Source organism: Mesosutterella multiformis, from assembly GCF_003402575.1.
Lineage (GTDB): Bacteria > Pseudomonadota > Gammaproteobacteria > Burkholderiales > Burkholderiaceae_F > Mesosutterella > Mesosutterella multiformis.
The window spans coordinates 1,338,783-1,362,567 of the sequence record NZ_BGZJ01000001.1 but is presented as its reverse complement, the minus strand read 5'-3'; the positions used below and the strand labels follow the sequence as shown (position 1 = coordinate 1,362,567).

Here is a 23,785-nt window from a genome sequence, read left to right as displayed (position 1 = left end):
GGGGAATGACGATATGGGATTTGAAATGGATTGGTCGACGCTTTTTGCGATCAGCGACCTTTCGGACACTCCCTGGTGGCAGTACATGCTGGGGGGCGCCGGAATCACCCTCGCCCTCACCTTTTCCGCCGGGCTGCTCGCCCTCGTGGTCGGAACGCTTGTGGGCATCATCCGCACGGTTCCGAACCGCGCTCTTAACTTTATCGGCGAAGCCTGGGTCGAACTCTTCCGTAACGTCCCTCTCCTCGTGCAGCTGTTTCTCTGGTTCTTTGTGGTGCCGGAATTCATCCCGCCGCTGAAGGCGTGGATGATCAGCACGGATCCTCTTTACGGCGAATTCTTCTGCGCCTGGATCGGCCTCGGTCTTTTCACCTCTGTCCGTGTGGCTGAGAATGTGAAGTCCGGCATCAAAACGATTCCGCGCGGCCAGCTTTTCGCTGCCTACGCGCTGGGGCTTTCGACCCCGCAGGCTTACCGCTATGTGCTTCTGCCGCTCGCGTTCCGTATCACGCTTCCGCCGCTGAACTCCGAAGCCATGAACCTCATGAAGAACACCGCGACCTCACTCACGATCGGTCTTGCCGACCTCACGCTGCGGTCGCACGAAATGGGTGAGATGACCTTCCAGTTCTTCGTCGCGTTCTGCTTCGCAACAGTGGTCTACATCATCATTTCTCTCGTGATCAACCGCTCGATGACCACGCTTGAAAAAGCGGTCGCCATCCCCGGCCTCATCCGCAGATAAGGAGCCACGCCATGGATTTCTCTTCGATTACCGGCTCGACCTCCTTCCTGCTTCAGGGGGCTGCCTATACCTTTGAGCTCACTGCCACTTCCGCGATCGGCGCCATTATCCTCGGCACCTTCCTCGCGCTTGGCAAAATGGCCAAGAGCCGCGTGCTCTCGCTCCTCTGCTCGGGTTATATCAACCTGATGCGCGCAGTGCCGCTCGTGCTGATCCTCTTCTGGTTCTTCTTCCTCGTGCCGGTTTTCATTGCCTGGTTCACGGGGTCGCCGATTCCGGTTCCGGTTGGACCCGAAAAGACCGCTCTCATCACCTTCATCCTTTTTGAGGCGGCTTACTACGCGGAAATCATCCGCGCCGGCATCCAGTCGATTTCCCGCGGTCAGCTCTACGCGAGCTCCGCTCTCGGCCTCTCCTTCGGCCAGACGATGCGCTACGTGATTCTGCCGCAGGCTTTCCGCAACATGGGTCCGGTGCTTCTCACTCAGACAATCGTGCTCTTCCAGGACACGTCTCTCGTCTACGTGCTTTCGGCCACCGACTTCATGGGTGCTGTCTCCAAGATCGCCCAGCGCGACAGCCAGCTTACCCTCATGTATTGCTTTGCTGCGGTATGCTACTTCGTGGTCTCCTTCACCCTTTCCACGGGCGTGAAGCAGATGCAGAAGAAGCTCGCAATTATCCGCTAAGACCCTTTTCTTCCAGGAAGAATTTCTCATGACAGTTAATGAAAACGAAGCTCCCATGATCGACATCCGCAATGTCTCGAAGTGGTACGGCAGCTTCCAGGTCCTTAAAAACTGCTCTACCAGCGTCAGGAAGGGAGAGGTTGTCGTGGTCTGCGGTCCGTCCGGTTCCGGCAAATCCACCCTCATCAAGACGGTGAACGGCCTTGAACCTGTGCAGCAGGGCACCATTCTCGTGAACGGCGTCGAGGTGACGAATCCGAAGACGAACCTCACGCGGCTCCGCAGCCACGTCGGTATGGTGTTCCAGCATTTCGAGCTCTTCCCTCACCTCTCGATCCGCGAGAATCTTGTTCTCGCGCAGATGAAGGTGCTCAAGCGAAACCGCGAAGAAGCGACGAAGAAAGGTCTTGCTCTTCTCGACCGCGTCGGTCTTCTGAAGCAGGCTGAAAAGTATCCGGGACAGCTCTCCGGCGGCCAGCAGCAGCGTGTGGCAATCGCCCGGGCGCTCGCGATGGATCCGATCTGCATGCTGTTCGACGAACCGACTTCGGCTCTCGACCCGGAAATGATTAACGAAGTGCTTGACGTGATGGTTGAGCTCGCGCAGGAAGGCATGACCATGATGGTGGTGACGCACGAAATGGGCTTTGCCCGAAAGGTTGCTGACCGCGTGATCTTCGTCGAAGGAGGCGAGATCCTGGAGGACTCCCCGAAGGACGAGTTCTTCGAGCATCCGAAGTCCGAGCGTACCCAGCACTTCCTCTCGAAGATTCTGAGCCACTGATCTGGCTTCATCAAAATGAAGGGCCGCGATCCTATGGAATCGCGGCCCTTTTCTTATTCTGAAAAACAGCCTGTGATCAGTTTATTAATCAGAAGCTGTTTAATTCGGACACTCAGGACTTATTCGTCTTGATCGGTCCATACCGCTTCCAGACCCGCTCCATCAGCCAGAGAATCACGAAACCCACGACACCGACAAGAACGGCGGAAAAGCCTTCCGAAATGCCGGTCATGATCAGGGCATTCATCAGAGGCTTCTCAATCACGAGAGCAAAGAAGAGAACTACCAGCACGATTTCCTCGATAAAGAAAAGCGCCGGATTGCGGTAATTTTTGAAGTCGAACATCTTTTTATCTTTCCCCGGGATAAAAATGCAGAAATCTTTCAGCGGACACGAAGCCTGCGGCGGCGCTGCTCAAAAAGACAGACGGCAGCGGCAGCAGCGACATTGAGGCTCTCAGTCTCGGATTCAATAGGAATATAAAGGCGCTCGTCAGCAACTTCAAGCGCCGCGTCAGAGAGCCCCGGCCCCTCGGCCCCCATCATCCAGACAGTCGGCCCTTTTTCCCAGCCTTCCTCGGCATAGATGTCGTGCCCTCCCCGGGCGTCCGCCGCGAGGAACCGGCCATCGAACAGCGTCTTTGCCTCAGAGGGCTCAATCCCCTCAAGAATCACCGCTCCGAAGTGGGCTCCCATGGCGCTCCGCATCACCTTCGGAGCCCAGAGAGACGCGGTTTTACGGCTCGCCGCGATCACCCGGACACCGGACGCCACAGCGGTCCGGATCAGAGTCCCGGCATTTCCGGCGTCCTGCACTCCGTCGAGATACAGCACATCGCTCTTCCGGATTCTGTCATCCGCCGCAGGTTTCTCCGGAAGATCAATCTCGATCATGATTCCGGCTCCATGTTCGACCGGAGAAATCTCCTCAAAAAGCTGATCATCGAGGAAAAACACCTTCGTCTGCACACCCTGGACCGTGCTCTCATCGGCAATGGCCTGCGCGAGATCATCCGTCTCGGCATCACGCCGTCCGGCCTTCAGAATCACGGCCCGCACCGGGACCCGGGCGTCCCGGGCTGCCATAGCGAGGTGCAGGCCTTCCGCGAGCGTAAAGCCCTCCTTGCGGATCGCGCGGGGTGACGCGCTCACCTTTTTCCAGGTCTTGAACCGGTCATTAGACGCGGATGTAATGTCGATCGCGAGCATCGCTTTCCTCTCTCCTACTCTTTTCTTTCCATCGCTTCCCGGCTCCAGCCGGTCATCGTACGCACGGGCTCGAAGCTCTTCCGGTAAATCCCCGGAATCAGACCGAACTTCCGGATCGCCTCAATATGAGCCGCCGTGCCGTAGCCCTTATGGCGGGCAAAGCCGTACTCCGGGTAAAGCGCGTCCAGCCGCCGCAGCTCGGCATCCCGGGAGGTCTTCGCGAGAATCGACGCGGCGGAAATCGCCTGCATCCGGTCATCGCCCTTCACAATCGCCTCCGCTCGGATATCAATCTTCGGAAGACGGTTCCCGTCAACGAGTACGAGAGTCGGACGGATTCCGCCCGTCAGCCCCTCGAGCGCCCGCTGCATCGCGAGAAACGTCGCCTGAAGGATATTCAGCCGATCGATTTCCTCGGGCGTTGCCTCACCGACTCCCCAGGCAAGAGCTCGCTCACGGATCACCGGAGCCAGCTCCTCACGGCGCGCTTCGCTCAGTTTCTTCGAGTCTCTCAGCCCTTCAATCGGGCGGGCCGGATCGAGGATCACGGCTGCCGCGACAACGTTTCCGCAGAGCGGTCCGCGGCCCGCTTCATCAATTCCCGCGATGATTTCCGAGGCGTAGTCCTCGATCGGAAAAAGCGGCAGCGTCGCTGCATCCTTCGCTTTCCTCATGCAGCGCCCCCGATGGTATCGAGAATCGCCTGAGAGGCGAGCGTCGCCGTATCCCGAAGGAGACTCTGATGCAGTTCCGTGAAGACCTCTTCGAGGTGCTCACGTCTCGCGGGATTCAGCTGATCGAGGAGGGACGCTGCCATGTACTGGGGCTCAGCGAAATACTGCAGGAATTCAGGCACAACACGCTTCTGCTCAAGAATATTCGGGAGACTCACGAAGGACGTGTTCCCCTTGCTCTGAATAATGAGAGAGGAAAGCGCGGGCATCTTGTACCCCACAATCATCGGCTTCTTATAGAGCGCGGCTTCAAGTGTCGCGGTGCCAGACGCGATCAGCGCCGCGTCACAGGCTTCCAGCACATCGTGGCTCCGGCCCGAGAACAGAATCACGTGCTCAGCCACCTCGCGGAATCCTCCAAGCGCCTGCACGATCTGTGTCCTGCGGGCCTCATCAGAAGCCGGAATGAGGAACATTGAGTGCGGCTCCGCCTTCAGGACCTCGCGGGCGGTTTCAAAGAATACCGGCGCGTTCCACCGTATCTCGTCATAACGGGATCCGGGGAGCACGGCAAACACCGGTCCTCTCGGCTCAAGCCCCAGACGCTGCCTTGCTCCATGTGTATCCGGTTTCATCGGAATCCCTTCCGCCATCGGGTACCCGATATAGGTGGAAGGAATGCCGGCCGCATCGTAAATGGCTTTTTCAAACGGGAAAACAAGCAGCATGTGATCCACTGAGCGTTTGATCGCGTGAATCCGCTCCGGGCGCCAGGCCCAGATTGAAGGACTCACGAAATGCACTGTGCGGATTCCGGATTTGCGGAGTTTCTCCTCGATCGCGAGATTGAAGTCCGGCGCGTCCACGCCGATAAACACCTTCGGGCGGACCGTCTCAGCGGTGCGGATCACATCGCGGCGCAGCATGAGAAGCTGCGGCAGCTTTTTCAGCACCTCAACATAGCCCCGGACGGAAAGCACAGACGCGTCATGCCAGACACTGAGCCCCGCGGCCCGCATCTTTTCTCCTCCGATGCCAAACTGCAGAGCGCCGTCCATCGCGCGTTTCACCGGAGGGATCACCAGCGACGCGAGCGCGTCACCGCTCGCCTCTCCGGCGAGCCACATGACACCGTTCCTGTGCGCCTCATCCGGCACAGGCCGAACCGTGGCTGCTGTCTCTTCGCTTCGTTTTTCCATAAATCTTTCCAACGATAAAAAAACCGGCCTCCCAGAGGCCGGCTCTTTCTGCTGCTCTTAGCGGATGATGCCCCGGGGACTTTCTGAGACAGCCTGGCGGAACAGTTCAATCAGAGCCTCATCGGCAGGATTTGCCTTTTCAAGCTCTTTCATCCGGTCACTCGCCTCAGCCACGGTGAGATTCTCGCGGTACACCACGTGGTAACACTGCTTCAGCACAGCGAACTGCGCTGCGGTAAAGCCGCGGCGGCGAAGCCCGATCGAATTCAGTCCATGAGGAGCTGCCGGATAACCCGAGCAGATGACGAAGGGAGGCACGTCACGCACGACAATCGAGCCGCCGCCCACCATGGCGTGCTCACCGATATGCACGAACTGATGGACACCGGCCTGACCGCCGACAATGGCGAAATCCTTCACATGGACGTGACCGGCAAGACCGACGTTATTCGCGAAAATCACGTCGTTGCCCACCTGGCAGTCATGCGCCACGTGCACGTTCACCATGTAGAGGCCGCGCGAACCAACCCGGGTGATGCCCTGATCCTGCGCGGTGCCAATCGACATCGTGCAGTTTTCACGGATCACGTTCTCGTCGCCGATCTCAAGCGCGGTATCCTCGCCGGCATACTTCTTATCCTGAGGCGTGCATCCGATGCAGGCACCCGGATAGATCTGGTTGCGTTCACCGATAGTGGTCCGCCCCGTCACGGAGACGTGGCTGATCAGAACGGTTCCTGAACCGATCTTCACCTTCGGGCCAACAACGCAGAACGGACCGATTTCAACATCTTCCGCAAGCTCCGCGGAAGGATCCACTACTGACATCGGATGAATTTTTGTCATTGATACCCCTTATATCAAACTGCATCGGCTGGATTCCTGAAGCGGAATCAGCGGAATCCGGCCGTCTTTCAGATCATTCGTGAATTGTACGGCGGGCGCACATAAGAGTCGCCTTGCAGACGAGCTCTCCGTCAACCGTAGCCGTGCAGTCAAACCAGCCGATACCCATGCGGTCCTTCAGATAGCGGCCATTGAAGACGAGCTTGTCGCCCGGCAGCACAACGCGCTTGAAGCGTGCCTTGTCGATGCCGGCGAAGTAGTAAATCGCGTTCTTGTCGTTACGCTGTTCCTCGGTGAGGCGGCAGGTGGCAAGAATACCGCAGGCCTGAGCCATCGCTTCAATAATGAGGACGCCAGGCATCACGGGAGCGTTGGGAAAATGACCCGTAAACTGGGGCTCATTCGCCGTCACGTTCTTATAGGCAACAATCTCCGTGAGATCATCATTGATCGACTCAACCCGGTCCACGAGGAGGAACGGATAGCGATGGGGCAGGAGCTCCATGATCTCATAAATCTTCATTGTTTTTGACATTTTTATCAGGCGGCCCGGGGGAAAAAGGTCCTCTCTGCGGGTGACGCCTCTCCATAAAAGCCGACAAACGCCGGCGTGGATTTAAGATTCGTCTGAACCGGAACGGGCGGCTTTCAGGGCCGCAATTTCCCGTTCAAGCGACTTCAGGGTCTTTCGCATGTCGGTGAGGTTTCGTACGAGCACCGCCGTGCGTTCGGATTCGCGCCGTGGCTGCGCGGGGTAAATGCCGATCATGACTTCAGGCTTGTCACCCCAGCTCACGATCGGAGTAGCCGGACCCACCATGGAGCCGGCCGGAATCGTAATATGGCCGTTGATCATGGCAGCGCCGCCCAGCACACAGTGATCTCCCACCGTTGTGGACCCCGCGATGCCGACGCAGCCGCAGATCACGCAGTGCGATCCGATGCGGCAATTGTGCCCGATCTGAACCTGATCATCAATCTTCGTGCCGTTTCCGACTACTGTGTCATCCAGCGCGCCGCGGTCAATCGTGGAATTGGCGCCGATCTCAACATCGTCACCGATCGTGACGCCGCCCACCTGCGGGATCTTGATCCATTCCCCGGAGAAAGGCGCGAAACCGAAGCCTTCACCGCCGATCGTGGCACCCATATTGATGATCACACGGCGTCCCACGTGGCAGTGGTCACCCACCTTGGCCTGCGGGAAAAGATGCGTGTGTTCGCCGATTTCGGTCTTCGCGCCGACATAGGCGCCTTCACCGATCCACACAAACGGGCCGATCTTCGCGCCGGAACCAATCACCGCGCCGGCATCCACCCGGGCCGACGGATCGATCTCAGCATCGGCCGCGATCACCGCCCGCAGATCAATGCCGGACTCGGGTTCCGGAAACGCCCCGCCCTCCATCGCCTGGCTCGCCCATGCGTACCACGCATAGGGATTCGGCGTGAAAACCACGGGTCGGGCGAAATCCTCAAGCTTGGAAAGTGATTCTTCCGCGGCGTCCGGCACAACCAGAACCGCGGCGCCTGACGCAGCGGCCTCTTTCAGCGCCTTTGGATTCGACACGAAGGCGATATGCGCGCTGTCAGCCTCTTCAATCGGACGGAACCCTTCAACACGGATCGCCTCAGCGCCATGCATCGGGCGGGAAGGAAGCCTGCCGCCCGAGAGTTCCGTAACGCTTGCGATCAGATCAGAAACCAGAAATGAAGATGAATCGGCCATGACGCTCCTTTCCTTCAGTGTCTAACTAGGCTATCAACAGAAAAGCCTGTTCCGGTACTGCCGGACCAGGCTTCAAAGAAGCCCGGCGGTACAGACGGCGCGCTCTTCTCTTCAGGCAGCACCGTCAACCGTCGGGCGGAAGGCATCCTGATTACTTCAGGGCCTTCAGGACCTTGTCGGTAATGTCAACACGCGGGCTGACATACACGGCGTCCTGGACGATCAGGTCGTAGTTTTCGCGGCGGGCGAGATCCTGAATCACCTGATTCGCGCGGGCGATCACGATCTGGATCTCTTCATTCTGACGCTGGCCGAGTTCCTCACGGAAGGCGCGCTGTTCACGGTTCAGAGCCCGCTCTGCCTCAGCAAGATCACGCTGTTCATTGAGCCGCTGATTCTGGCTCATCGCCGGAGCGTTCTTCTGGAAGGCATCGGCACGGGCTTTGAAGTCTGCAGCCTGCTTATCGATGTCAGCCTTGCGGCGGGCGAATTCCTTCTGCAGCTTCTCGGTCGCAGCCTTGGCCGGGGCCGAATCATGAAGCACGCGCTCAAGGCTCACGACGCCGATCTTCGGAGCCGCATCCGGCGCTGCGTAAGCAGGGCTGGTGCAGGCGATGGCGACTGCCGCCGTCGCTGCGAGGATGGCCTTGGTGAAAACGTTCTTTTTCATCTTAAACAAACCTTTCTATGAAATTCCTTCGGAATACATTATCCCGACCGGAAACACTCTAGATTCTAACCTGTTGCCCCTCGATCAGAAGCTCGTACCGATCTGGAACTGGAAGCGCTGCACGTCGTCGCCCTTCTTCTTGTTCAGCGGGAAGGCGAGCGAGAACTTCAGAGGTCCAAGAGGCGAAATCCACGCCACGCCGACACCGACTGAGTAGCGCAGATCGCTGAGGCTCACGTTGCTCGTATCGGTACCCTGATTGGATCCTGAACCGCCGGAACCCCAGACCCAGCCGCCGTCGAAGAAGCCGAAGGCGCGGAGCGTCCGGTCAGCGCCAGGCAGCGGCACATAGAGTTCAGTGGAGAAGTCGAAGAGCTTCTGACCGCCCATGTTGTCGCCGTTCGTATCACGCGGGCCGAGAGACGAGGTTTCGTAGCCGCGGACCGAACCGATACCGCCGGCGTAGAAGTTCTTGAAGAACGGGTACTCCTTGTCTCCGTAAGCACCGGCATAGCCGAGTTCCGTATTGAAGGCCAGAGTCACATTCTTCGAAAGCGGCCAGTACTGCTGCAGCTGGTAGCTCACCTTGTAGTAGCGAAGGTCAAGCACCGGGAGCGACACTTCGCCGCTCACACGCTGATAGCGGCCCTTGTTCGGAGCGAGAGCGTTGTCTCGGGAGTCGCGCGACCAGCCGAAGGTGGCTGCGATCGACTTCGGATCCTTGCCGAAGTTATCGACGTAATCCCAGTAGCGCTCAGGCGACGCGTCACCGGAACCGCGGGTGCCGCGCAGCGTCACCTTGGTCTGCTCAATCTTCGCGCCAAGGAAGATACGGTCGAGCTCAGTCACCGGGATGCCGTAGGACACAGCGGCACCGAGCGTCTCATACATCACGTTCGCGACATCGAGGTCATCGAGGTCGACGCGGCGGTCGTACACGTCAATCGTGCGGGAGACGCCCTCAGGCGTCACGTACGGCTGCGTGAGAGAGAGCGCGTAGGTGCGGGTCGAATCGGAATTACTCGCTTCGATAGAAGCCGAGTTGCCGGTACCGAAGATGTTGTTCTGGGAAATACCCGCCGACAGGATGATGCCGTCAGAGGACGAGAAACCGGCGCCGAGGGAGATGGATCCAGTCGGACGTTCTTTCACGTGAACCTTCAGATCCACTTCGTCACGGGTGCCGGGAACCGGAACGGGTTCCGCCGTCACTTCATCAAAGAAGCCGAGACGGTCAATACGGTCACGCGAGAGCTTCACCTTATCAGAGTCAAACCACGACGCTTCATACTGGCGGACCTCACGGCGCACCACTTCGTCACGCGTGCGGGTGTTGCCCGTCACGAAGACGTTGCGCACGTAGGCGCGGCGGCCCGGGTCAACCGTGTAGACCACGTCGACGGTGTGATCGGCGCTGTTCGTCACCGGATTTGGGTTCGCTGTCGCGAACGCGTAGCCGAGAACCGAGAGCTTATCCTTGATGGCGCTCGAGACCTGGTTCACTGATTCGGCGTTATAGGTTTCGCCGATCTTCACAGGCTTCGTGAGTTCAGAGAGCTGGTCATTGAGGCCGAGCTGCTCACCTTCAACCTTCACGGTCTTCACCTTGTAGGGAAGGCCTTCGTGAATGTTGATCGAAATAAAGACGTCTTCCTTGTTCGGGGCAATCGTCACCTGAACGGAGTCGAGACGGTAGTCGAGGTAACCGCGGTTCAGGTACCAGGAGCGGATGCTTTCCAGGTCGCCCGCAAGCTTCTCACGCGAATACTGGTCACGCTTCGTGTACCAGGTAAACCAGCCCGGAGTGCTCAGCTGCATCACGTCACGGAGCTCGGAAGCCTTGGCCGCCTTGAGACCCGTGAAATGAATTTCCTTAATGGAAGAAGCGGCGCCTTCATCAACGTTGATCGTCACACGGACGCGGTTGCGTTCGAGCGGCGAGACGTTCGTCGTCACTTCAACGCCATAGTGACCTTTGGCGAGGTACTGACGGCGCAGTTCCTGTGTCGCCTTGTCAAGGGTCGCAGAGTTGAAGATACGGCCTTCAGCAAGACCCGCCGCGCGGAGCGACTTCTCAACTTCCTGCTTATCAAATGCCTTGATGCCGTTCGTCTCAATCGTCGCAACGGCCGGGCGTTCGATCAGATGCACAACGACGACATCGCCATTCTCAGTGAGATTCACATCGCGGAAGAGTCCCGACTGATAAAGCGCACGGATGGCGAGCGCGCCTTTCTCAGGCGTGTATTCATCACCCACGCGGAAGGGCAGATGCGAAAACACCGTGCCAGGCTCGGTTCGCGCAATACCCTCGATGCGAATGTCCTTGATCGTGAACTGCTGAGCCGCCGCCGCGAGCGACAGTGTCGCAAGGACAGCCGCTACTGCGGTTTTAAAGGTAAAAGTCTTCAGTGTCATTGGTCTTTATCCGCCCAAAACTTCTTTCCCCCGGCAAGGAGTGCCGACAGAAGGCTAAATTTCGAGGCATTAGAAGCTAAAGCTAAAGTTTCTCTATTCTAACCACCAAAAAGGCGTGTGACGTCGTTCATCAGCGCAATCAGGGTTACAAAGAGAATCAGAAGGAGGCCGGCCCGCTGCGCGATGCCGATGGCCTGTTCGGAGGGCTTCCGCCCCACGATGAGCTCATAGAGGTACATCGCGAGGTAACCGCCGTCGAGAACCGGAATCGGAAGGAGATTCAGAATCCCGAGGCTGATCGACATCATCGAGAGGAAGAGAAGGAATGGAAGCAGCCCCACCTGCACCGCCTGCCCCGCGTAGTCCGCGATCGCAACCGGGCCTGAGAGGTTCTTCACAGACGCTTCTCCCACCACCATCTTTCCCATCACGCGAAGCGTCAGCACGGACATATCCCAGAGCTTTCCGACACCCGCCGTGAGTGAATCCCAGGGGCCGAGTCTCACCCGGACCACGTCGGGGAAGCCCCCGACCCGAATACCGATCTGCCCCACATTCTTTCCGGTCTTCGGATCCTTCACTTCAGGCACGCGGATCTTAACAGAAACCGTATCCGTTCCTCTCTTCACGCCGAGCGTCATTTCGTCTCCGCCTGAGGCTCGGAGAGTCTTCACGAGCATCACGGCGCCCGTCACCGGATTGCCGTTCACGGACGCGATCTGGTCCCCTTTCCGAAGACCGGCGCTCTCAGCCGCGGATCCCTTCATTACCTCTTCCACCGGCACGGCGCCGTCTCTCTGCCAGGGAATCAGACCGACATTTTCGAGCGGATTGGTTTTATTCGGATCGCCCTTGAAATTGACACTCCGGAGATCGATCGGATAGCGCTCCGCGTGCTCCCCCGTCTTATCCGCGGCATCCCGCACGGTGATCGTTGACTCGGTACCCGCGACGCGGAGGAGCTTCATCTGGAGATCGGCAAAAGTCTTCACATCGCCGTCCCCGACACCGATCACATACTGTCCGCCCTGGACACCGGCCGCGGCCGCGGGCGTCCCCTGAGGAGGAGCGGCGACACGGCTCGAAAGTTCATACGTCCCGACAAAACCGATTCCCCAGAGAATCAGCACCGCGAAGAGCAGATTCATAAAGGGGCCGGCAAAGACAATCAGCGCCCTCTGCCAGAGTTTCTTCCCCTCAAAGTCCTCGGCCTTATCCTTCGCGGTGAGCGCCGGAGTCGTCGGATCGCGGGAGTCGAGCATCTTCACGTAGCCGCCAAGCGGCAGAAGCGAAAGCGCGAACTCAGTGCCGCTCTTCCCCCGGATCTTCCAGAGGATGGGACCGAAGCCGACTGAAAAACGGATCACCCGCACGCCGCAGAACCGGGCGGCAAGGAAGTGCCCTCCCTCATGAATCACGACGAGTAGCTCGAGGGTCGCCGCAAACGCGAGAAGCGTTATCAGAAAAGTCAAAGTAAAAGTCTCCGGGGAGAGATCAGGAAATCCGGCCCGAGCAGATCAGGCTGTCCACGAAGCTGCGGGCTTCGCGGTCAGCGGCATAAATATCGGAAAGCGACTTCGGAGCCGGAAGCACCAGCCCGGAGAGCGCCTCGCGGCAGGCCCGCCCGATTCCAAGGAAGCTGATTTTCCGGTCGAGGAATGCGGCCACCGCGGCCTCATTCGCCGCGTTAAGCACAATCGTCGCGGAACCGCCCGCCTCAAGCGCTTCCCAGGCGAGCTTCAGCTGCGGGAAGCGTTCCAGATCCGGGGCCTCAAAGGTGAGAGGCTCCTTCAGCTTCGTAAAGTCAAGCGCCGCGGCGCCGGACTCCGTCCGCTCAGGCCAGGCCATCGCCACCGCGATCGGCGTACGCATATCGGGAACGCCGAGCTCCGCCATCACCGCGCCGTCCTCAAAGGCAACGCCTGAATGCAGAATGCTCTGCGGGTGGATCACAACACGGATCCTCTCAGGCGGAATATCAAAGAGCCAGCGCGCCTCAATCACTTCGAGCGCCTTGTTCATGAGGGTAGCGGAGTCGACCGTGATCTTCCGGCCCATCTTCCACCTCGGATGCGTACTCGCTTCTTCCACGGTAACTCCCGTGAGATCCATTCTGCGAAGGAACGGACCGCCCGAGCAGGTGAGCCAGATCACTGCTTTTTCACGCTGGGCAGGAGTCGCTGCAGCAAGCGACTGGAAAATCGCCGAGTGCTCCGAATCCACGGGAAGCAGTTCAGCGCCGCCCTCCCGGATCGCCTGCTGGAGAAGCGCGCCGCCGCAGACAACGCTTTCCTTATTGGCTAGCAGCATGCGCTTGCCGGCCTTCGCCGCGGCAAAAGCCTGCGGAAGTCCCGCTGCACCGCTTGCCGCGAGCAGCACGGCATCGGCCTCAGGGTCAGAAGCCGCCTCGCAGCAGGCAGCTTCGCCCGCGGCTGCCCGGGTGGAAAGACCGCGCGCCTTCAGGGCCGCCTGAAGCTCAGGGAGCTTCGACTCATCCGCGAGCACCGCGGCTTCAGCGCCGCACGCCTCACACGCCGCGGCGAGTTCTTCCGCGCGGCTGCCGGCAGCGAGAACACCGACCTGCCATTCGCCGGGATGACGGGAAACAACGTCAAGAGCTGAGCGGCCGATGGAACCGGTCGCACCGAGAATATTGATCTTTTTTGCCATAGTGGATGGATTCTAACCGGGACGGGACGATCTTTCCTGAAAGGGGAGTTTCGGTGTGGGTACCCTCTTTTCAGAAGGACCGCTTCACATTGACAGAAAGCCCGGTTTCAGATTTTCCGCCTTCAGTCACGCCGATATCCGCACCGACACCGAAATTCCAGAGCTTACGCCTCAGCTGCAGGCCTACAGAACCAATGCCGGAGAACGTCCGTCCGCCTTTGACGCGGATCGACCCATCCTCTTCCACCGTGCCTGTGTCACCCATACTCGCCACAGCGCCAATCGACGTATTCACCTGAACCGCGGTTTTGCTGTCCGGCTCATGAAGCAGCCTCATTCCGATGCCAACCGGCACCTGCTGCAGACTCCGCATTTCACTTGTGACCGCGGCTGATCCCCCGAGCTCCGATACGAGCCCCATCGCAGAGGTATCGGTCCGGACCGCCCGGTAACCCGCAAACGGCACAACCTGAACACCGGTGCCAACCTGAATCGGAAGCTCGGCCCGCATCTCAGCGGAATAGATATTCTGTGTCGGATCGGGAGTAATGCCGGCGAGCGTGAGCGCCACCGGAATCACGCGGGATGTCCCTTCCGCCCCCGCGAAACCGGTTCCCGTGAACTGATAGCCCTTCCCTTTCATCACCCCGCCGTATCCGTAGAAGCCAACAAGATCAAGCGGGCCCGCGTCAACGAGACGGATCGCGCCGTCTTCCTTGCGGGTTAGCGAATGATCCGCTTCCTTCAGCGGAGGCAGCACTGAGTCATCCGCGCTCTCAGAGTTATCGCCGTTTTCATCCGCGGCTTCTGAACCGGCAGACACCGGGACGGCAAGGAGATTGATCCCCTGGGGGTCCACTCCCCCGCTCTCAAGATCTGAGAGCCTCACCCCGTAAAAACCGGTCGGTTCCGCGGTCACCGCCGCGATCAGAGTCTCAAGCTGCAGCGGCGTGAGGATCGGGGAGGGCTTTTTCGCGGTTTTCAGGCGAAACTTTTTCCCCTGATCTGACGCCTTCCCGCTTTTAACCCAAAAGTTCTGCAATAGAGCCACGAAAGCCTTCGTGGCTCTGGCTCATCAAATGCCGAGCAGCTTCAGGAACAGTTGGTCGCGCTTCACGGACTCGGTGCTCCAGCGCCTCATTCCCCGCGGCGTCATCACGGAGGTCGTCTTCACGCAGTCAAACCACTCGAGGACTTGAATCAGGGACCTGGCCTCAAGCCATTTCTTGAGGCTGACTTCCAGATCGAGCTCGGCCTTCGTCTTCCCATCCTTTTCCGTGCCGAGCCGCTCCTTGATCTCGCCAATCCGCTTGGTGAGGTAGCAGTGGTAGCCGAGCGCGACAAACTGCACGAAGAGCCTGCCCTGAAGGCTGTCAGGGTGCCAGACGCGTGGGCGGCTCCCGTCCATGCCATTCTTTTGGACATTGAAGAGCTCCTCAATCTTCTCCCTCAGCCTGTAGGACTTCAGCGCCTCCTCGGCGTCCTTGACCTCATTGGAGACAAGCGCGAAGAAACCGAAATACTTCCTGGCCTCGCGGAAGGCCTCGTCTCTGAAGGCCACCTTCAGCTTCCCGCCGCGGCCCACGGTCGAACAGTGGAGGAACTTCTCCGCCTTCTTTTCGCCCGCGGGGGAGAGCTGCTCGCCAGCCTCGACGAGCCTCTTGAGCTCGAACAGGTCGTTCACCAGCCTCTGCTCGTCCTTTGTGGCGCGGTCCCTGGAATAGCAGACATGGACATAGAGCCTGCGGCTGAAGGTCTCCGCCTCGCCGGCGGCAATGCCGCCGCGGCTCCTCTGCCTGACGACGGACAGCTCCTTCATGACCATTTTCGAGGCGCAATGGACCGAAGTGTCGAACGAGCAGACGGAGGACACCGAGTCGAGCCTGTCGCGCAGCTCGTCGACGATCTCCCGAATCCAGAGGGTGGAGGGCGAGGCGAGCGTCAGGAACTTCATGCTGTTCCGTGCGAACTCCGCCATGTTCGCCTGGCTGTAGAAGCCGTTGTCCGTAACTACGACGGGCTTGTCGATGTCGAAGCACTGGAGCTGGCGGATGGCGTTCTGGATGGAGATGACGTCCGGCACGTTCCCCGGCTGCTTCGCGAAGGCGACGGGCTGGCGGTCATTCACCGAGTAGAGCGTGAGCAGCTTGACGGTGTCCAGCCCGTCGCCGTCCTTGTTGAATCCCTGGCGGGCCTCGGCCTGCCCCGAGCTGTAGGTCGAAACCGTGGTCGAGTCGAAGGCGATGCTCGGGGACGTCTCGAGCCTTGCCGCCCGGGAGGCAAAGAACTTCTGCTGCCCGTCGCCATCCTTGCCGACCTTGTCGAAGAGCTCGCTGCAGGCGCTTTCGCCCAGGCCTTCCTCGTAGGGCGTCGGGTGGCCGACCTGCCAGGCCTCCATGCGGGGGATCGCCGCGCCGTCCGTGGCGATCAGGTAACGGGCGATGGTGGCGATCTTCTGAGCCGCGGCCGTCCCGAAGGCGCTTTCAAGCCCCTTGTCGATCCCGGTTTCCCTTGCGACAAGGTCCAGGATGTCAGCCAGGCAGGCGTGCTCGATGGAGGCGGAAGCCTCCTTCTTAGACCTGCTTTTAGGCCTTGTCGGAACAATTTCGCCTGTCTCAGGGTCTAGTTTGCCCAAAAGCTTGTTTTTCAACGTGACGGTCTTCTGCGTCTCCCGGTCGTACTGCGTGTGGCGCTCGTAGACGTAGACATCCCCATTGGCGCGGGTTACGCGGCGCTGGCCGACATGGATTTTTCCGGTATAGGTGCGGGACATGGCTGGCTCCAATAATGTTATCTATATTATATATAGTAACACTAAATGGGTCGAGAAAAAAACGCAGAAAACATCCCCTTTCTGCGGTCTACTCAGCCGAAATCAACCGAACGTGTGCCTGTTGTAGAACTTTCAGGCTTTTAACGGACGTTATCGGAGACTTACGGGCGGTCTTCTTCTTTGCTGTCTGACGCGCGCGGGATTTCGGCTTATAAACAGACTTTCCTGCCGACGCCACTTTCAGCAGCTGATATAACGGATCACGGGAATGATGAGAAGCCCCGTAAACCGGGCCAGCGGCAACAAAAAGGAACAAAAAGAAAAAAGTGAGCATATACCGAACGCAAGCGCCGATATTTTCATCACTTTCTACCTTTCTTCCCACTGGCGGCATAGAGCAGAAGCCCCTTTTTTATTCGCAATAAAGCTAAAAGATAGGATAATAGAAACCGTTAATGGGGGGTACCCCGAGAATTTATCCAACCTAAGGATCACAGCGCTATGGCAAAGAACGTCATCATCATGGGAGCGACATCTGGGATTGGAGAAGCGCTCGCCGTCCGATTTGCCGCCCTCGGGTGCGATCTGGCCATTGCAGGCCGCCGCGCTGACCGGCTCCAGGCAATTGCTTCGAAAATCTCCTCTGAACATAACGTCCGGGTGATCTGGAGTGAAATCGATGTCCGGCGTGAAGACGCGCCGCTCAAGATTTCACACCTCGCGTCTGAAATCGGCGGTGTGGATCTCTATATTCACGCAGCCGGAATCGGTCACGAAAATGTTGAGCTCGATCCGAAGATCGAAATGAACACCGTGGATACCAATGCCTCCGGCTTTGTCCGCTGCATTGATGCCGTTGTCACGCTGCTCCGCAGTCAGGGAACCGGCGGACAGATCGCCGCGATCAGCTCCGTAGCCGCAACGCGCGGTCTGGGCGCCTCTCCCGCCTACTCCGCGACAAAAGCTCTCCAGGCTCACTACCTCGAGGCGCTCCGTCAGATGGTGAACGCGAAAGGCTGGGACATCCGAATCACGGATATCCGTCCGGGCTTTGTCGATACGCCGCTGCTCGAGGGGAAGAAGTACCCGATGACGCTTCCTCTTCCCTACGCCGCTGACCATATCGTCAAAGCCATTCTGAAGAAGAAGACCGTTGCCTGGATCGACTGGAAGTATCAGCTGCTCTGCGCCGCATGGGTGTGCCTCCCGAAGATCGCCTGGGAGAATCTCCCTGTGGGTTTCGTGCCGTTCTATAAGCCGGATTCCGGAAAGAAGGCCGCCGCGAAAGCGCCTGACGCATCGAACCCTGCGGAGACTCCCGAAGCTCCCAAGGCTTCTGCAGCCGCAGCCGAAGATAAGCCCGAAGGAAAGTAACCGATGCCCGGTTTCCGTGAATCCGTGCGCAGCTGCGCTTATGAGAAATATTCCCAGTTCAGCGGCCGCACGGGCCGCGCTGAATTCTGGTGGTTCATCCTCGCGCTCTTCCTGATTAACTGCACGCTTATCGTGATCGGGATCATCCTTCCCTTCATTCAGACATCTATTCTCGGCGGTTTTACGCTGGTGATTCTGAGTCCCTTCGCTGCGGCGCTCACGCGGCGGCTGCATGATGTGGGCCTTTCCGGCAAATGGGTAGCCGCGGCTTTCATTATCGCGGTTATCGCCGGAACCGCGGGAACTTACTCCACGCTTTACTGGGCGAAGTTTGTTACGCCGGCTGCCTTTGGCCTTCTCTTTCTGATATCCCTTTTCCCGGGTTCAAAGGCTGAGAACACCTACGGTCCTGTGCCCTGAGAGAAAGTGTCTGAGAAACAAAAAAGCTGCAGAAAGTTCTGCAGCTTTTTTGTTGCCTTCAGACTCCCTGCGGAAGACTCAGGCGGATAAACCCCGCCTGAGTGCCTTCTGTATGGGAGATCAGAGAATACGGCGGATCCAGCCTTCCGGCGCTTCAATCTCGCAGGACTGGATCTTCAGCAGCGTCTCACGGATCTTGCCGGAGATTTCACCGATCTTATCCATGCCGGACGGGAAGTAGATATCGCCGTCCTCAGAGTGAATCATGCCAACCGGGGCGAGCACGGCAGCCGTGCCACAGAGGGCGCATTCCTTCATGTCCTTCACTTCGGAGAACTTCACCTGACGCTCGATCACCTTGAGGCCGAGGTAGTGTTCGCCGACATAGACGAGGGAGCGGCGGGTGACAGACGGGAGAATCGAGTTGCTCTTCGGAACAATCAGGTTATTGTCCTTATCGACGAAGAGCACATTGGCGCCGCCCGTTTCCTCAACGTACGTATGAGTGGACGGATCGAGGTAAATGTTTTCAGCGAATCCCGCACGGTGCGCTTCCATCGTGGGATAGAGGCTCATCGCGTAGTTAAGACCAGCCTTGATGTGACCGGTGCCGCGGGGAGCCGCGCGGTCGTACTGAGCGACCTGAATGCGGATCGGCTTCACGCCGCCCTGGAAGTAGGATCCCACCGGCATCGCAAACAGGCGGAAAAGGAATTCGTGAGCGGGAGCGACACCGATCTGGGGACCCGAACCGATCATCACCGGACGGATATAGAGAGAAGCACCCGTGCCGAAGGGCGGAACCCAGGCGGCGTTCGCCTTCACCGTTTCATCGAGAGCCTTCAGGAAGGTCTCCTTCGGAAGCGGCGGCATTTCGAGACGGCGGCAGGTGTTCTGCATGCGTTCCGCGTTCTGATCCGGACGGAAAGTCACAATGTGACCGTCTTTCGTCGTGTAAGCCTTCAGGCCTTCGAAACAGGACTGGGAATAGTGGAAAACGCAGGCTGCCTCAGAGAGCGTGATATCGGGATCTGTGGTCAGACCACCCTCTTCCCACGCGCCGTCATGCCAGCGGGTCTGCCAGCGGTAATCGATCGGACGATAAGTGAACCCGAGGTTGGCCCAATCAAGATTTTTCTTTTCCATTTTGCTTATAACCTTCAAAAACTTTCTTGCTGAAAAAATTCTGCGGTCACTGACCGGTTTCCCAAACCTTTCTGCTCAGAACCCGGTTCAGCTTGTGACTGAAAGGATTCAGGCGGACGTTATTTCAGATATCCGCGCCAGAAGGGGCTTAGTGCGCAAGGTCTTCACGCTGGCTAATTCATTTAATCGTACACCCGGCACGAATAAGTAGGGCCGGGAATCACGGGAAAGTGTGTATAAAAAAGCCTTTCCCGCAAAGGAAAGGCTTTTCAGAGACTCTCAGGATCAGGCTCTGTGATCCGGAATCAGGAAATTGTCGTGAGAAGAATGATCAGCACGACTGCCGGCATCACCGGCACGCAGGAGTCCAGACGGTCAAACCAGCCGCCGTGGCCCGGAAGAAGGTTGCTGGAATCCTTGATGCCGGCCTGACGCTTCGCGGCTGATTCAAGCAGGTCGCCCGCCATCGAGAACAGCGTGAGCAGGAGTGTCACCACAACGGCGGTGAGGAATCCGGTCTCGGTGATCAGGACAGACTGGAATACATCAGCCCGGCCGGCACATGCGATGCCAATCGCGAACAGCACGCAAAGCCCAAGGATATAGGCGCCGAGCGCTCCTTCCCAGGTTTTCTTCGGGGAGATAGCAGGCGCCATCTTCATGTCGCCGAAAATCTTTCCGCCGAAAAACCGGCCGCAGAAATACGCGCAGATATCCGCGCTCCACACGATCGCCAGGACGGAAATCACCATCTGCCAGCTCCCGATCTCAAAAAGCCAGAGAATCGAGTACCAGGCAAGCGGCAGCATCAGAACCGCCATGGCGCCCTGCGCCGCAACAGGCAGACGGAACCCGGTATTCCGATCACGGAAGAGACCGACCGTCAGCAGGAACCAGACCGCGGCGTCTGCCGCCGTAAGCGCGAGGAGCGCCTGAGGCCTGAGACGAAACCCCATCACCCAGAGCGCGTAAAGCACGATTCCCATTACTGCGGCAACCGGAAGCGCGGCTTTGACCCCCAGCATCCTCAGCCACTCCCAGATAGCCGCCGCCACAGCGAAGGTCATCACCGCGGCGAACGCAAGCGGCGACAGGTAAATGGAGCCCACCAGAACGATGAGCAGGATGATGGCAGTAATGACTCGTTGCTTAAGCATTTGAAATGCAGGCCGCTTTCGCGGCCCGCCAATAAAAGGTGTTACCAGGATCCCGCGGGGGAATCCCTTTCAGCTAGCCCTGGAGCTGTTCGCTCGTGAGACCGAAGCGCCGTTCGCGGCCGGTAAACCACCGGATCGCTTCAAGCAGGTGCTCTTCCCGGAAATCGGGCCAGAGCACCGGCGTGAAGTAAAGCTCGGCGTAGGCTGCCTGCCAGAGCAGGAAGTTCGAGATCCGGGACTCACCGCCGGTGCGGATCATGAGATCAACGTCTCCCGCCCAGGGAAGCGCGAGATGACGGCTGATCAGTTCCTCATCGATCATGGCGGGGTGAGACGCAGCGAGCGGCTCCTCCTTCAGGATCGATCTCACTGCCTGCACGATATCCCAGCGGCCGCCGTAATTCGCGCAGATGGTGAGCTGCATCGCGCTGCAGTGCTCGGTCGCCCGCTCGGTTTCCTCGATCGCCTTTCTCAGGGGATCAGAGAAGGCCGAGACGTCACCCGCCACATGAAGACGGATATCGTTCTTTACGAGCTTTTCCCGCTGGTTCACCAGCATCAGCCCGAAGAGCCGCATGAGGGCGCTCACTTCCTCCTCAGGGCGCTTCCAGTTTTCGCTGCTGAAAGCGAAAAGCGTCAGCGCCTTGATTCCGGCGCGTCTCGCGGCTTCGGTACAGCTTTCCACCGCGGAAACTCCTCTCCTGTGGCCTTCGACTCGCGGCATATGGCGGTTTTTCGCCCATCTGCCGTTTCCGTCCATGATGACGGCAACATGCCTCGGGAGAGTTTTCACCGGTTTAGCTTCCTCCATCAGTTCTCCAGTCATGCCGCCATCAGACGGTCATGATTTCCTTTTCTTTCTCTTCAGTCACCGTATCAACTTCAGCGATGAACTTGTCAGTGAGCTTCTGAATGTCGTTATCGGAACCGCGGGCTTCGTCCTCGGAGATCTCCTTATCCTTCAGGAGCTTCTTCACGGCGTCATTCGCTTCACGGCGGACATTGCGGATCGCAACCTTGCCTTCTTCCGCAAGACGCTTCACAACCTTCGTGATCTCGCGGCGGCGCTCTTCGGTGAGCGGGGGCAGCGGCACGCGGAGCGTCTGACCGCTCGTCACCGGGTTAAGACCGAGATCGCTCTCCATGATGGCCTTTTCGATCGGCTTCACGAGGGTGCGGTCATACGGCTGAATCGTGAGCGTACGGGCGTCAGCCACGTTCACGGAGGCGCACTGCGCGAGCGGCGTGCGGGCGCCGTAGTACTCAACATAAATGGAGTCAAGCAGACCCGTGGAAGCACGGCCCGTACGGATCTTGCGGAACTCTTCCCTGAGGCCTTCAAGGCTGCGCGTCATCTTGCGCTCGGTCTGGGAACGGATTTCCTGAATCGTCGTCATAAAAATATCCTTTGCTTTGTTTTAATGGTTGCGGGTGCTCAGGAGTGGACAAGCGTCCCTTCTTCGAGCCCCGTGCAGGCGCGCTTCAGGGCGCCCGGCTTGAAAATATTAAACACCCGGATCGGCAGATCGTTCGTGCGGCAGAGGGCAAAAGCCGTGCCGTCCATCACCTTAAGGTCGCGCTTCATCGCTTCATCGAACGTGATATCAGCGAACTTCGTGGCGGTCGGATCCTTCATGGGATCGGCCGTATAGATGCCGTCCACCTTCGTCGCCTTCAGCACCACCTCGGCGCCCATTTCCGCGCCGCGGAGCGCCGCAGTCGTATCCGTCGTGAAGAAGGGGTTGCCGGTACCGGCAGCAAAGATCACGACACGGTTCTGATCGAGATAACGCAGCGCCTTGCCGCGGATATAGGGCTGGACGACCTGCTCAAGGTGAAGAGCTGACTGAATACGGACCGGAACACCCGTCTTCGTGAGCGCATCCTGAAGCGCCATCGCGTTCATCACCGTGGCAAGCATACCCATGTAGTCGCCGGTCGCGCGGTCCATGCCGTTCGCACCAAGCGCAACGCCGCGGAAAATATTGCCGCCGCCCACTACGATGCCCACCTGAACCCCGATATCGAGAATCGACTTGATTTCGCCAACCATGTAGTTCAGCGTATCGCGGTTGATGCCGAACTGGTCGTGCCCCATCAGGGCTTCTCCGGAAAGCTTCAGTAGAACACGCTTATAGATAGGTTTTGCTTTTTTCTGATCCGACATTCGCTGTATCTCCAGGCGGGCTAGGCACACTGCCGCCCTAATAACATATTAGTAAGGCATGGGGATAATACTGCAAAGACGCACCTTTGCGCTACGGCTTGGCAGAAGGCTCCCATAAAAAAACCGCTCGGAGAGACATCTCCCGGGCGGTTTTTCAGCCAGAATTCCGCTCCTCAGAAGAACGGAATTCCGGTACAGGCCATTAGGCCTGCTTGGAAGCGGCAACCTGAGCGGCCACTTCGGCAGCGAAGTCGTCAGACTTCTTCTCGATGCCTTCGCCAACGACGAAGAGGTAGAAGGCAGCGCAGGTGGCACCCTTGCTCTTCAGCAGCTGGCCGACGGTGATCTTGTCGTCCTTCACGAAGGGCTGGTTGAGCAGCGTCACTTCCTTCAGGAACTTCTTCACGGAGCCTTCAGCGATACGCTCAACGAGGTTCTCGGGCTTGCCGGACTCGCGGGCCTTTTCGATAGCGATACGGCGCTCGGACTCGATCAGCTCAGCGGGAACGCCGTTCTCATCGAGAGCCTTCGGCTTGGAGGCAGCGATGTGCATGGCGACGTCGTGGGCGAGTTCATCGTCGCCGCCGATCATGTCAACCATAGCGGCGATCTTGGCACCACCGTGCACGTACGTGTCGAGACGGCCCTGGGCTTCCACGCGGATAAAGCGGCGGAAGGACATGTTCTCACCGATCTTGCCGACGAGGCCCGTGCGGATCTCTTCGAGGGACTTGCCATCAACCGTCAGGGCGGAGAGGGCAGCGATGTCAGCCGGGTTCTTTTCCGCGACGAGGCGGGCACCAGCTTCAGCCATGGCGACGAAGTCAGGGTTCTTCGCAACGAAGTCAGTTTCAGAGTTGACTTCGAAGAGAGCGCCGAGCTTGCGGTCGTCAGACACGTAAACACCGACAATACCTTCAGCGGCGACGCGAGCGGCAGCCTTGTTGGCCTTGTTGCCCAGCTTCACGCGGAGGATTTCCTCAGCCTTGGCGAAATCGCCTTCAGCAGCCACGAGGGCCTTCTTGCACTCCATCATCGGAGCGTCGGTCTTCTGGCGAAGGTCTTTCACCATTGCGGCGGTAATAGCGGCCATTTAATTCTCCAGATACTAATAA

At 58.7% G+C, this 23,785-nt stretch carries 24 protein-coding genes; 5 read left to right on the top strand and 19 right to left on the bottom strand.

The genetic code is table 11. From position 1 onward, the window contains the following. Nucleotides 1-13 precede the first annotated feature (13 nt). The 3 genes from M4NBBH2_RS06330 to M4NBBH2_RS06320 are packed head-to-tail and all read left to right on the top strand — an operon-like array spanning nucleotide 14 to nucleotide 2,218. A complete protein-coding gene (locus tag M4NBBH2_RS06330) occupies nucleotides 14-745 on the top strand; it encodes an amino acid ABC transporter permease (RefSeq protein ID WP_116270161.1) in 732 nt (243 codons plus the stop codon). A gap of 11 nt (nucleotides 746-756) precedes the next feature. Beyond that, the gene (locus tag M4NBBH2_RS06325) at nucleotides 757-1,434 is read left to right on the top strand and encodes an amino acid ABC transporter permease (protein WP_116270160.1); all 678 of its coding nucleotides are present in this window, start codon (nucleotides 757-759) and stop codon (nucleotides 1,432-1,434) included. A 55-nt stretch (nucleotides 1,435-1,489) separates the two neighbouring features. Then, nucleotides 1,490-2,218, top strand: coding sequence for an amino acid ABC transporter ATP-binding protein (locus M4NBBH2_RS06320; RefSeq protein ID WP_049686505.1), 729 nt, complete (start codon nucleotides 1,490-1,492; stop codon nucleotides 2,216-2,218). A gap of 112 nt (nucleotides 2,219-2,330) precedes the next feature. Here M4NBBH2_RS06320 and M4NBBH2_RS06315 read toward each other — a convergent pair whose 3' ends face one another. From M4NBBH2_RS06315 to M4NBBH2_RS06255, 13 genes are all read right to left on the bottom strand, one after another. Further along, nucleotides 2,331-2,564: a hypothetical protein gene (locus M4NBBH2_RS06315; RefSeq protein ID WP_022443021.1), complete on the bottom strand. Its 234-nt coding sequence runs from the start codon at nucleotides 2,562-2,564 to the stop codon at nucleotides 2,331-2,333. 38 nt (nucleotides 2,565-2,602) lie between these two features. Further along, nucleotides 2,603-3,427, bottom strand: a complete 825-nt coding sequence (locus M4NBBH2_RS06310) for a TrmH family RNA methyltransferase (RefSeq protein ID WP_116270159.1) — start codon at nucleotides 3,425-3,427, stop codon at nucleotides 2,603-2,605. A 14-nt stretch (nucleotides 3,428-3,441) separates the two neighbouring features. Beyond that, nucleotides 3,442-4,101, bottom strand: coding sequence for a ribonuclease HII (gene rnhB, locus M4NBBH2_RS06305; protein ID WP_116270158.1), 660 nt, complete (start codon nucleotides 4,099-4,101; stop codon nucleotides 3,442-3,444). Then, entirely contained in the window at nucleotides 4,098-5,300 is a 1,203-nt protein-coding gene (lpxB, locus tag M4NBBH2_RS06300) for a lipid-A-disaccharide synthase (protein WP_116270157.1), read from the bottom strand. The genes rnhB and lpxB overlap by 4 nt, the downstream gene beginning before the upstream one ends. Nucleotides 5,301-5,357: 57 nt before the next feature. After that, nucleotides 5,358-6,146: an acyl-ACP--UDP-N-acetylglucosamine O-acyltransferase gene (gene lpxA, locus M4NBBH2_RS06295; protein ID WP_022443230.1), complete on the bottom strand. Its 789-nt coding sequence runs from the start codon at nucleotides 6,144-6,146 to the stop codon at nucleotides 5,358-5,360. A gap of 73 nt (nucleotides 6,147-6,219) precedes the next feature. After that, nucleotides 6,220-6,669: a 3-hydroxyacyl-ACP dehydratase FabZ gene (gene fabZ / locus M4NBBH2_RS06290; protein ID WP_238691380.1), complete on the bottom strand. Its 450-nt coding sequence runs from the start codon at nucleotides 6,667-6,669 to the stop codon at nucleotides 6,220-6,222. A 93-nt stretch (nucleotides 6,670-6,762) separates the two neighbouring features. Next, nucleotides 6,763-7,875, bottom strand: coding sequence for a UDP-3-O-(3-hydroxymyristoyl)glucosamine N-acyltransferase (gene lpxD, locus M4NBBH2_RS06285; protein WP_116270155.1), 1,113 nt, complete (start codon nucleotides 7,873-7,875; stop codon nucleotides 6,763-6,765). A 151-nt stretch (nucleotides 7,876-8,026) separates the two neighbouring features. After that, the gene (locus tag M4NBBH2_RS06280) at nucleotides 8,027-8,545 is read right to left on the bottom strand and encodes an OmpH/Skp family outer membrane protein (RefSeq protein WP_022443233.1); all 519 of its coding nucleotides are present in this window, start codon (nucleotides 8,543-8,545) and stop codon (nucleotides 8,027-8,029) included. Nucleotides 8,546-8,629: 84 nt separating this feature from the next. After that, on the bottom strand, nucleotides 8,630-10,963 hold the full coding sequence (bamA, locus tag M4NBBH2_RS06275; RefSeq protein ID WP_116270154.1) for an outer membrane protein assembly factor BamA: 2,334 nt from the start codon (nucleotides 10,961-10,963) through the stop codon (nucleotides 8,630-8,632). A 98-nt stretch (nucleotides 10,964-11,061) separates the two neighbouring features. Further along, entirely contained in the window at nucleotides 11,062-12,435 is a 1,374-nt protein-coding gene (gene rseP / locus M4NBBH2_RS06270; protein ID WP_116270153.1) for an RIP metalloprotease RseP, read from the bottom strand. Between the two features lie 22 nt (nucleotides 12,436-12,457). Then, nucleotides 12,458-13,633: a 1-deoxy-D-xylulose-5-phosphate reductoisomerase gene (gene dxr, locus M4NBBH2_RS06265; protein WP_116270152.1), complete on the bottom strand. Its 1,176-nt coding sequence runs from the start codon at nucleotides 13,631-13,633 to the stop codon at nucleotides 12,458-12,460. Between the two features lie 70 nt (nucleotides 13,634-13,703). After that, a complete protein-coding gene (locus tag M4NBBH2_RS06260) occupies nucleotides 13,704-14,684 on the bottom strand; it encodes an autotransporter domain-containing protein (protein WP_125064646.1) in 981 nt (326 codons plus the stop codon). A 24-nt stretch (nucleotides 14,685-14,708) separates the two neighbouring features. Then, nucleotides 14,709-16,406, bottom strand: a complete 1,698-nt coding sequence (locus M4NBBH2_RS06255) for an IS1634 family transposase (protein ID WP_116270150.1) — start codon at nucleotides 16,404-16,406, stop codon at nucleotides 14,709-14,711. A 501-nt stretch (nucleotides 16,407-16,907) separates the two neighbouring features. Here M4NBBH2_RS06255 and M4NBBH2_RS06245 point away from each other — a divergent pair. Beyond that, on the top strand, nucleotides 16,908-17,780 hold the full coding sequence (locus M4NBBH2_RS06245) for an SDR family NAD(P)-dependent oxidoreductase (RefSeq protein WP_116270148.1): 873 nt from the start codon (nucleotides 16,908-16,910) through the stop codon (nucleotides 17,778-17,780). A gap of 3 nt (nucleotides 17,781-17,783) precedes the next feature. Further along, entirely contained in the window at nucleotides 17,784-18,200 is a 417-nt protein-coding gene (locus tag M4NBBH2_RS06240) for a DUF805 domain-containing protein (protein WP_116270147.1), read from the top strand. A gap of 120 nt (nucleotides 18,201-18,320) precedes the next feature. Here the strand turns inward: M4NBBH2_RS06240 and M4NBBH2_RS06235 are convergent, their stop codons facing one another. From M4NBBH2_RS06235 to tsf, 6 genes are all read right to left on the bottom strand, one after another. After that, a complete protein-coding gene (locus tag M4NBBH2_RS06235) occupies nucleotides 18,321-19,346 on the bottom strand; it encodes a branched-chain amino acid aminotransferase (protein ID WP_116270146.1) in 1,026 nt (341 codons plus the stop codon). 305 nt (nucleotides 19,347-19,651) lie between these two features. Beyond that, complete coding sequence (locus M4NBBH2_RS06225) at nucleotides 19,652-20,503, bottom strand: phosphatidate cytidylyltransferase (RefSeq protein ID WP_116270144.1); 852 nt, start codon at nucleotides 20,501-20,503, stop codon at nucleotides 19,652-19,654. 73 nt (nucleotides 20,504-20,576) lie between these two features. Further along, entirely contained in the window at nucleotides 20,577-21,329 is a 753-nt protein-coding gene (gene uppS, locus M4NBBH2_RS06220) for a polyprenyl diphosphate synthase (RefSeq protein ID WP_116270143.1), read from the bottom strand. A 7-nt stretch (nucleotides 21,330-21,336) separates the two neighbouring features. Then, complete coding sequence (gene frr / locus M4NBBH2_RS06215) at nucleotides 21,337-21,900, bottom strand: ribosome recycling factor (RefSeq protein ID WP_116270142.1); 564 nt, start codon at nucleotides 21,898-21,900, stop codon at nucleotides 21,337-21,339. Nucleotides 21,901-21,938: 38 nt separating this feature from the next. Beyond that, on the bottom strand, nucleotides 21,939-22,670 hold the full coding sequence (gene pyrH / locus M4NBBH2_RS06210; protein WP_022443010.1) for a UMP kinase: 732 nt from the start codon (nucleotides 22,668-22,670) through the stop codon (nucleotides 21,939-21,941). Nucleotides 22,671-22,872: 202 nt separating this feature from the next. Beyond that, nucleotides 22,873-23,763 carry a translation elongation factor Ts gene (gene tsf / locus M4NBBH2_RS06205; RefSeq protein ID WP_116270141.1) on the bottom strand — a complete coding sequence of 297 codons (891 nt, stop codon included), beginning with the start codon at nucleotides 23,761-23,763 and terminating at the stop codon, nucleotides 22,873-22,875. Nucleotides 23,764-23,785: the final 22 nt, after the last annotated feature.

Coding starts and splice junctions, on each gene's coding strand:
- M4NBBH2_RS06235 (WP_116270146.1), bottom strand. CDS start 19,346: ATGGAAAAGAAAAATCTTGATTGGGCCAACCTCGGGTTCACTTATCGT.
- M4NBBH2_RS06325 (WP_116270160.1), top strand. CDS start 757: ATGGATTTCTCTTCGATTACCGGCTCGACCTCCTTCCTGCTTCAGGGG.
- M4NBBH2_RS06255 (WP_116270150.1), bottom strand. CDS start 16,406: ATGTCCCGCACCTATACCGGAAAAATCCATGTCGGCCAGCGCCGCGTA.
- M4NBBH2_RS06240 (WP_116270147.1), top strand. CDS start 17,784: ATGCCCGGTTTCCGTGAATCCGTGCGCAGCTGCGCTTATGAGAAATAT.
- bamA (WP_116270154.1), bottom strand. CDS start 10,963: ATGACACTGAAGACTTTTACCTTTAAAACCGCAGTAGCGGCTGTCCTT.
- M4NBBH2_RS06310 (WP_116270159.1), bottom strand. CDS start 3,427: ATGCTCGCGATCGACATTACATCCGCGTCTAATGACCGGTTCAAGACC.
- M4NBBH2_RS06225 (WP_116270144.1), bottom strand. CDS start 20,503: ATGCTTAAGCAACGAGTCATTACTGCCATCATCCTGCTCATCGTTCTG.
- tsf (WP_116270141.1), bottom strand. CDS start 23,763: ATGGCCGCTATTACCGCCGCAATGGTGAAAGACCTTCGCCAGAAGACC.
- pyrH (WP_022443010.1), bottom strand. CDS start 22,670: ATGTCGGATCAGAAAAAAGCAAAACCTATCTATAAGCGTGTTCTACTG.
- M4NBBH2_RS06280 (WP_022443233.1), bottom strand. CDS start 8,545: ATGAAAAAGAACGTTTTCACCAAGGCCATCCTCGCAGCGACGGCGGCA.
- uppS (WP_116270143.1), bottom strand. CDS start 21,329: ATGACTGGAGAACTGATGGAGGAAGCTAAACCGGTGAAAACTCTCCCG.
- M4NBBH2_RS06245 (WP_116270148.1), top strand. CDS start 16,908: ATGGCAAAGAACGTCATCATCATGGGAGCGACATCTGGGATTGGAGAA.
- frr (WP_116270142.1), bottom strand. CDS start 21,900: ATGACGACGATTCAGGAAATCCGTTCCCAGACCGAGCGCAAGATGACG.
- dxr (WP_116270152.1), bottom strand. CDS start 13,633: ATGGCAAAAAAGATCAATATTCTCGGTGCGACCGGTTCCATCGGCCGC.
- fabZ (WP_238691380.1), bottom strand. CDS start 6,669: ATGAAGATTTATGAGATCATGGAGCTCCTGCCCCATCGCTATCCGTTC.
- lpxA (WP_022443230.1), bottom strand. CDS start 6,146: ATGACAAAAATTCATCCGATGTCAGTAGTGGATCCTTCCGCGGAGCTT.
- M4NBBH2_RS06330 (WP_116270161.1), top strand. CDS start 14: ATGGGATTTGAAATGGATTGGTCGACGCTTTTTGCGATCAGCGACCTT.
- rnhB (WP_116270158.1), bottom strand. CDS start 4,101: ATGAGGAAAGCGAAGGATGCAGCGACGCTGCCGCTTTTTCCGATCGAG.
- M4NBBH2_RS06320 (WP_049686505.1), top strand. CDS start 1,490: ATGATCGACATCCGCAATGTCTCGAAGTGGTACGGCAGCTTCCAGGTC.
- lpxD (WP_116270155.1), bottom strand. CDS start 7,875: ATGGCCGATTCATCTTCATTTCTGGTTTCTGATCTGATCGCAAGCGTT.
- lpxB (WP_116270157.1), bottom strand. CDS start 5,300: ATGGAAAAACGAAGCGAAGAGACAGCAGCCACGGTTCGGCCTGTGCCG.
- M4NBBH2_RS06315 (WP_022443021.1), bottom strand. CDS start 2,564: ATGTTCGACTTCAAAAATTACCGCAATCCGGCGCTTTTCTTTATCGAG.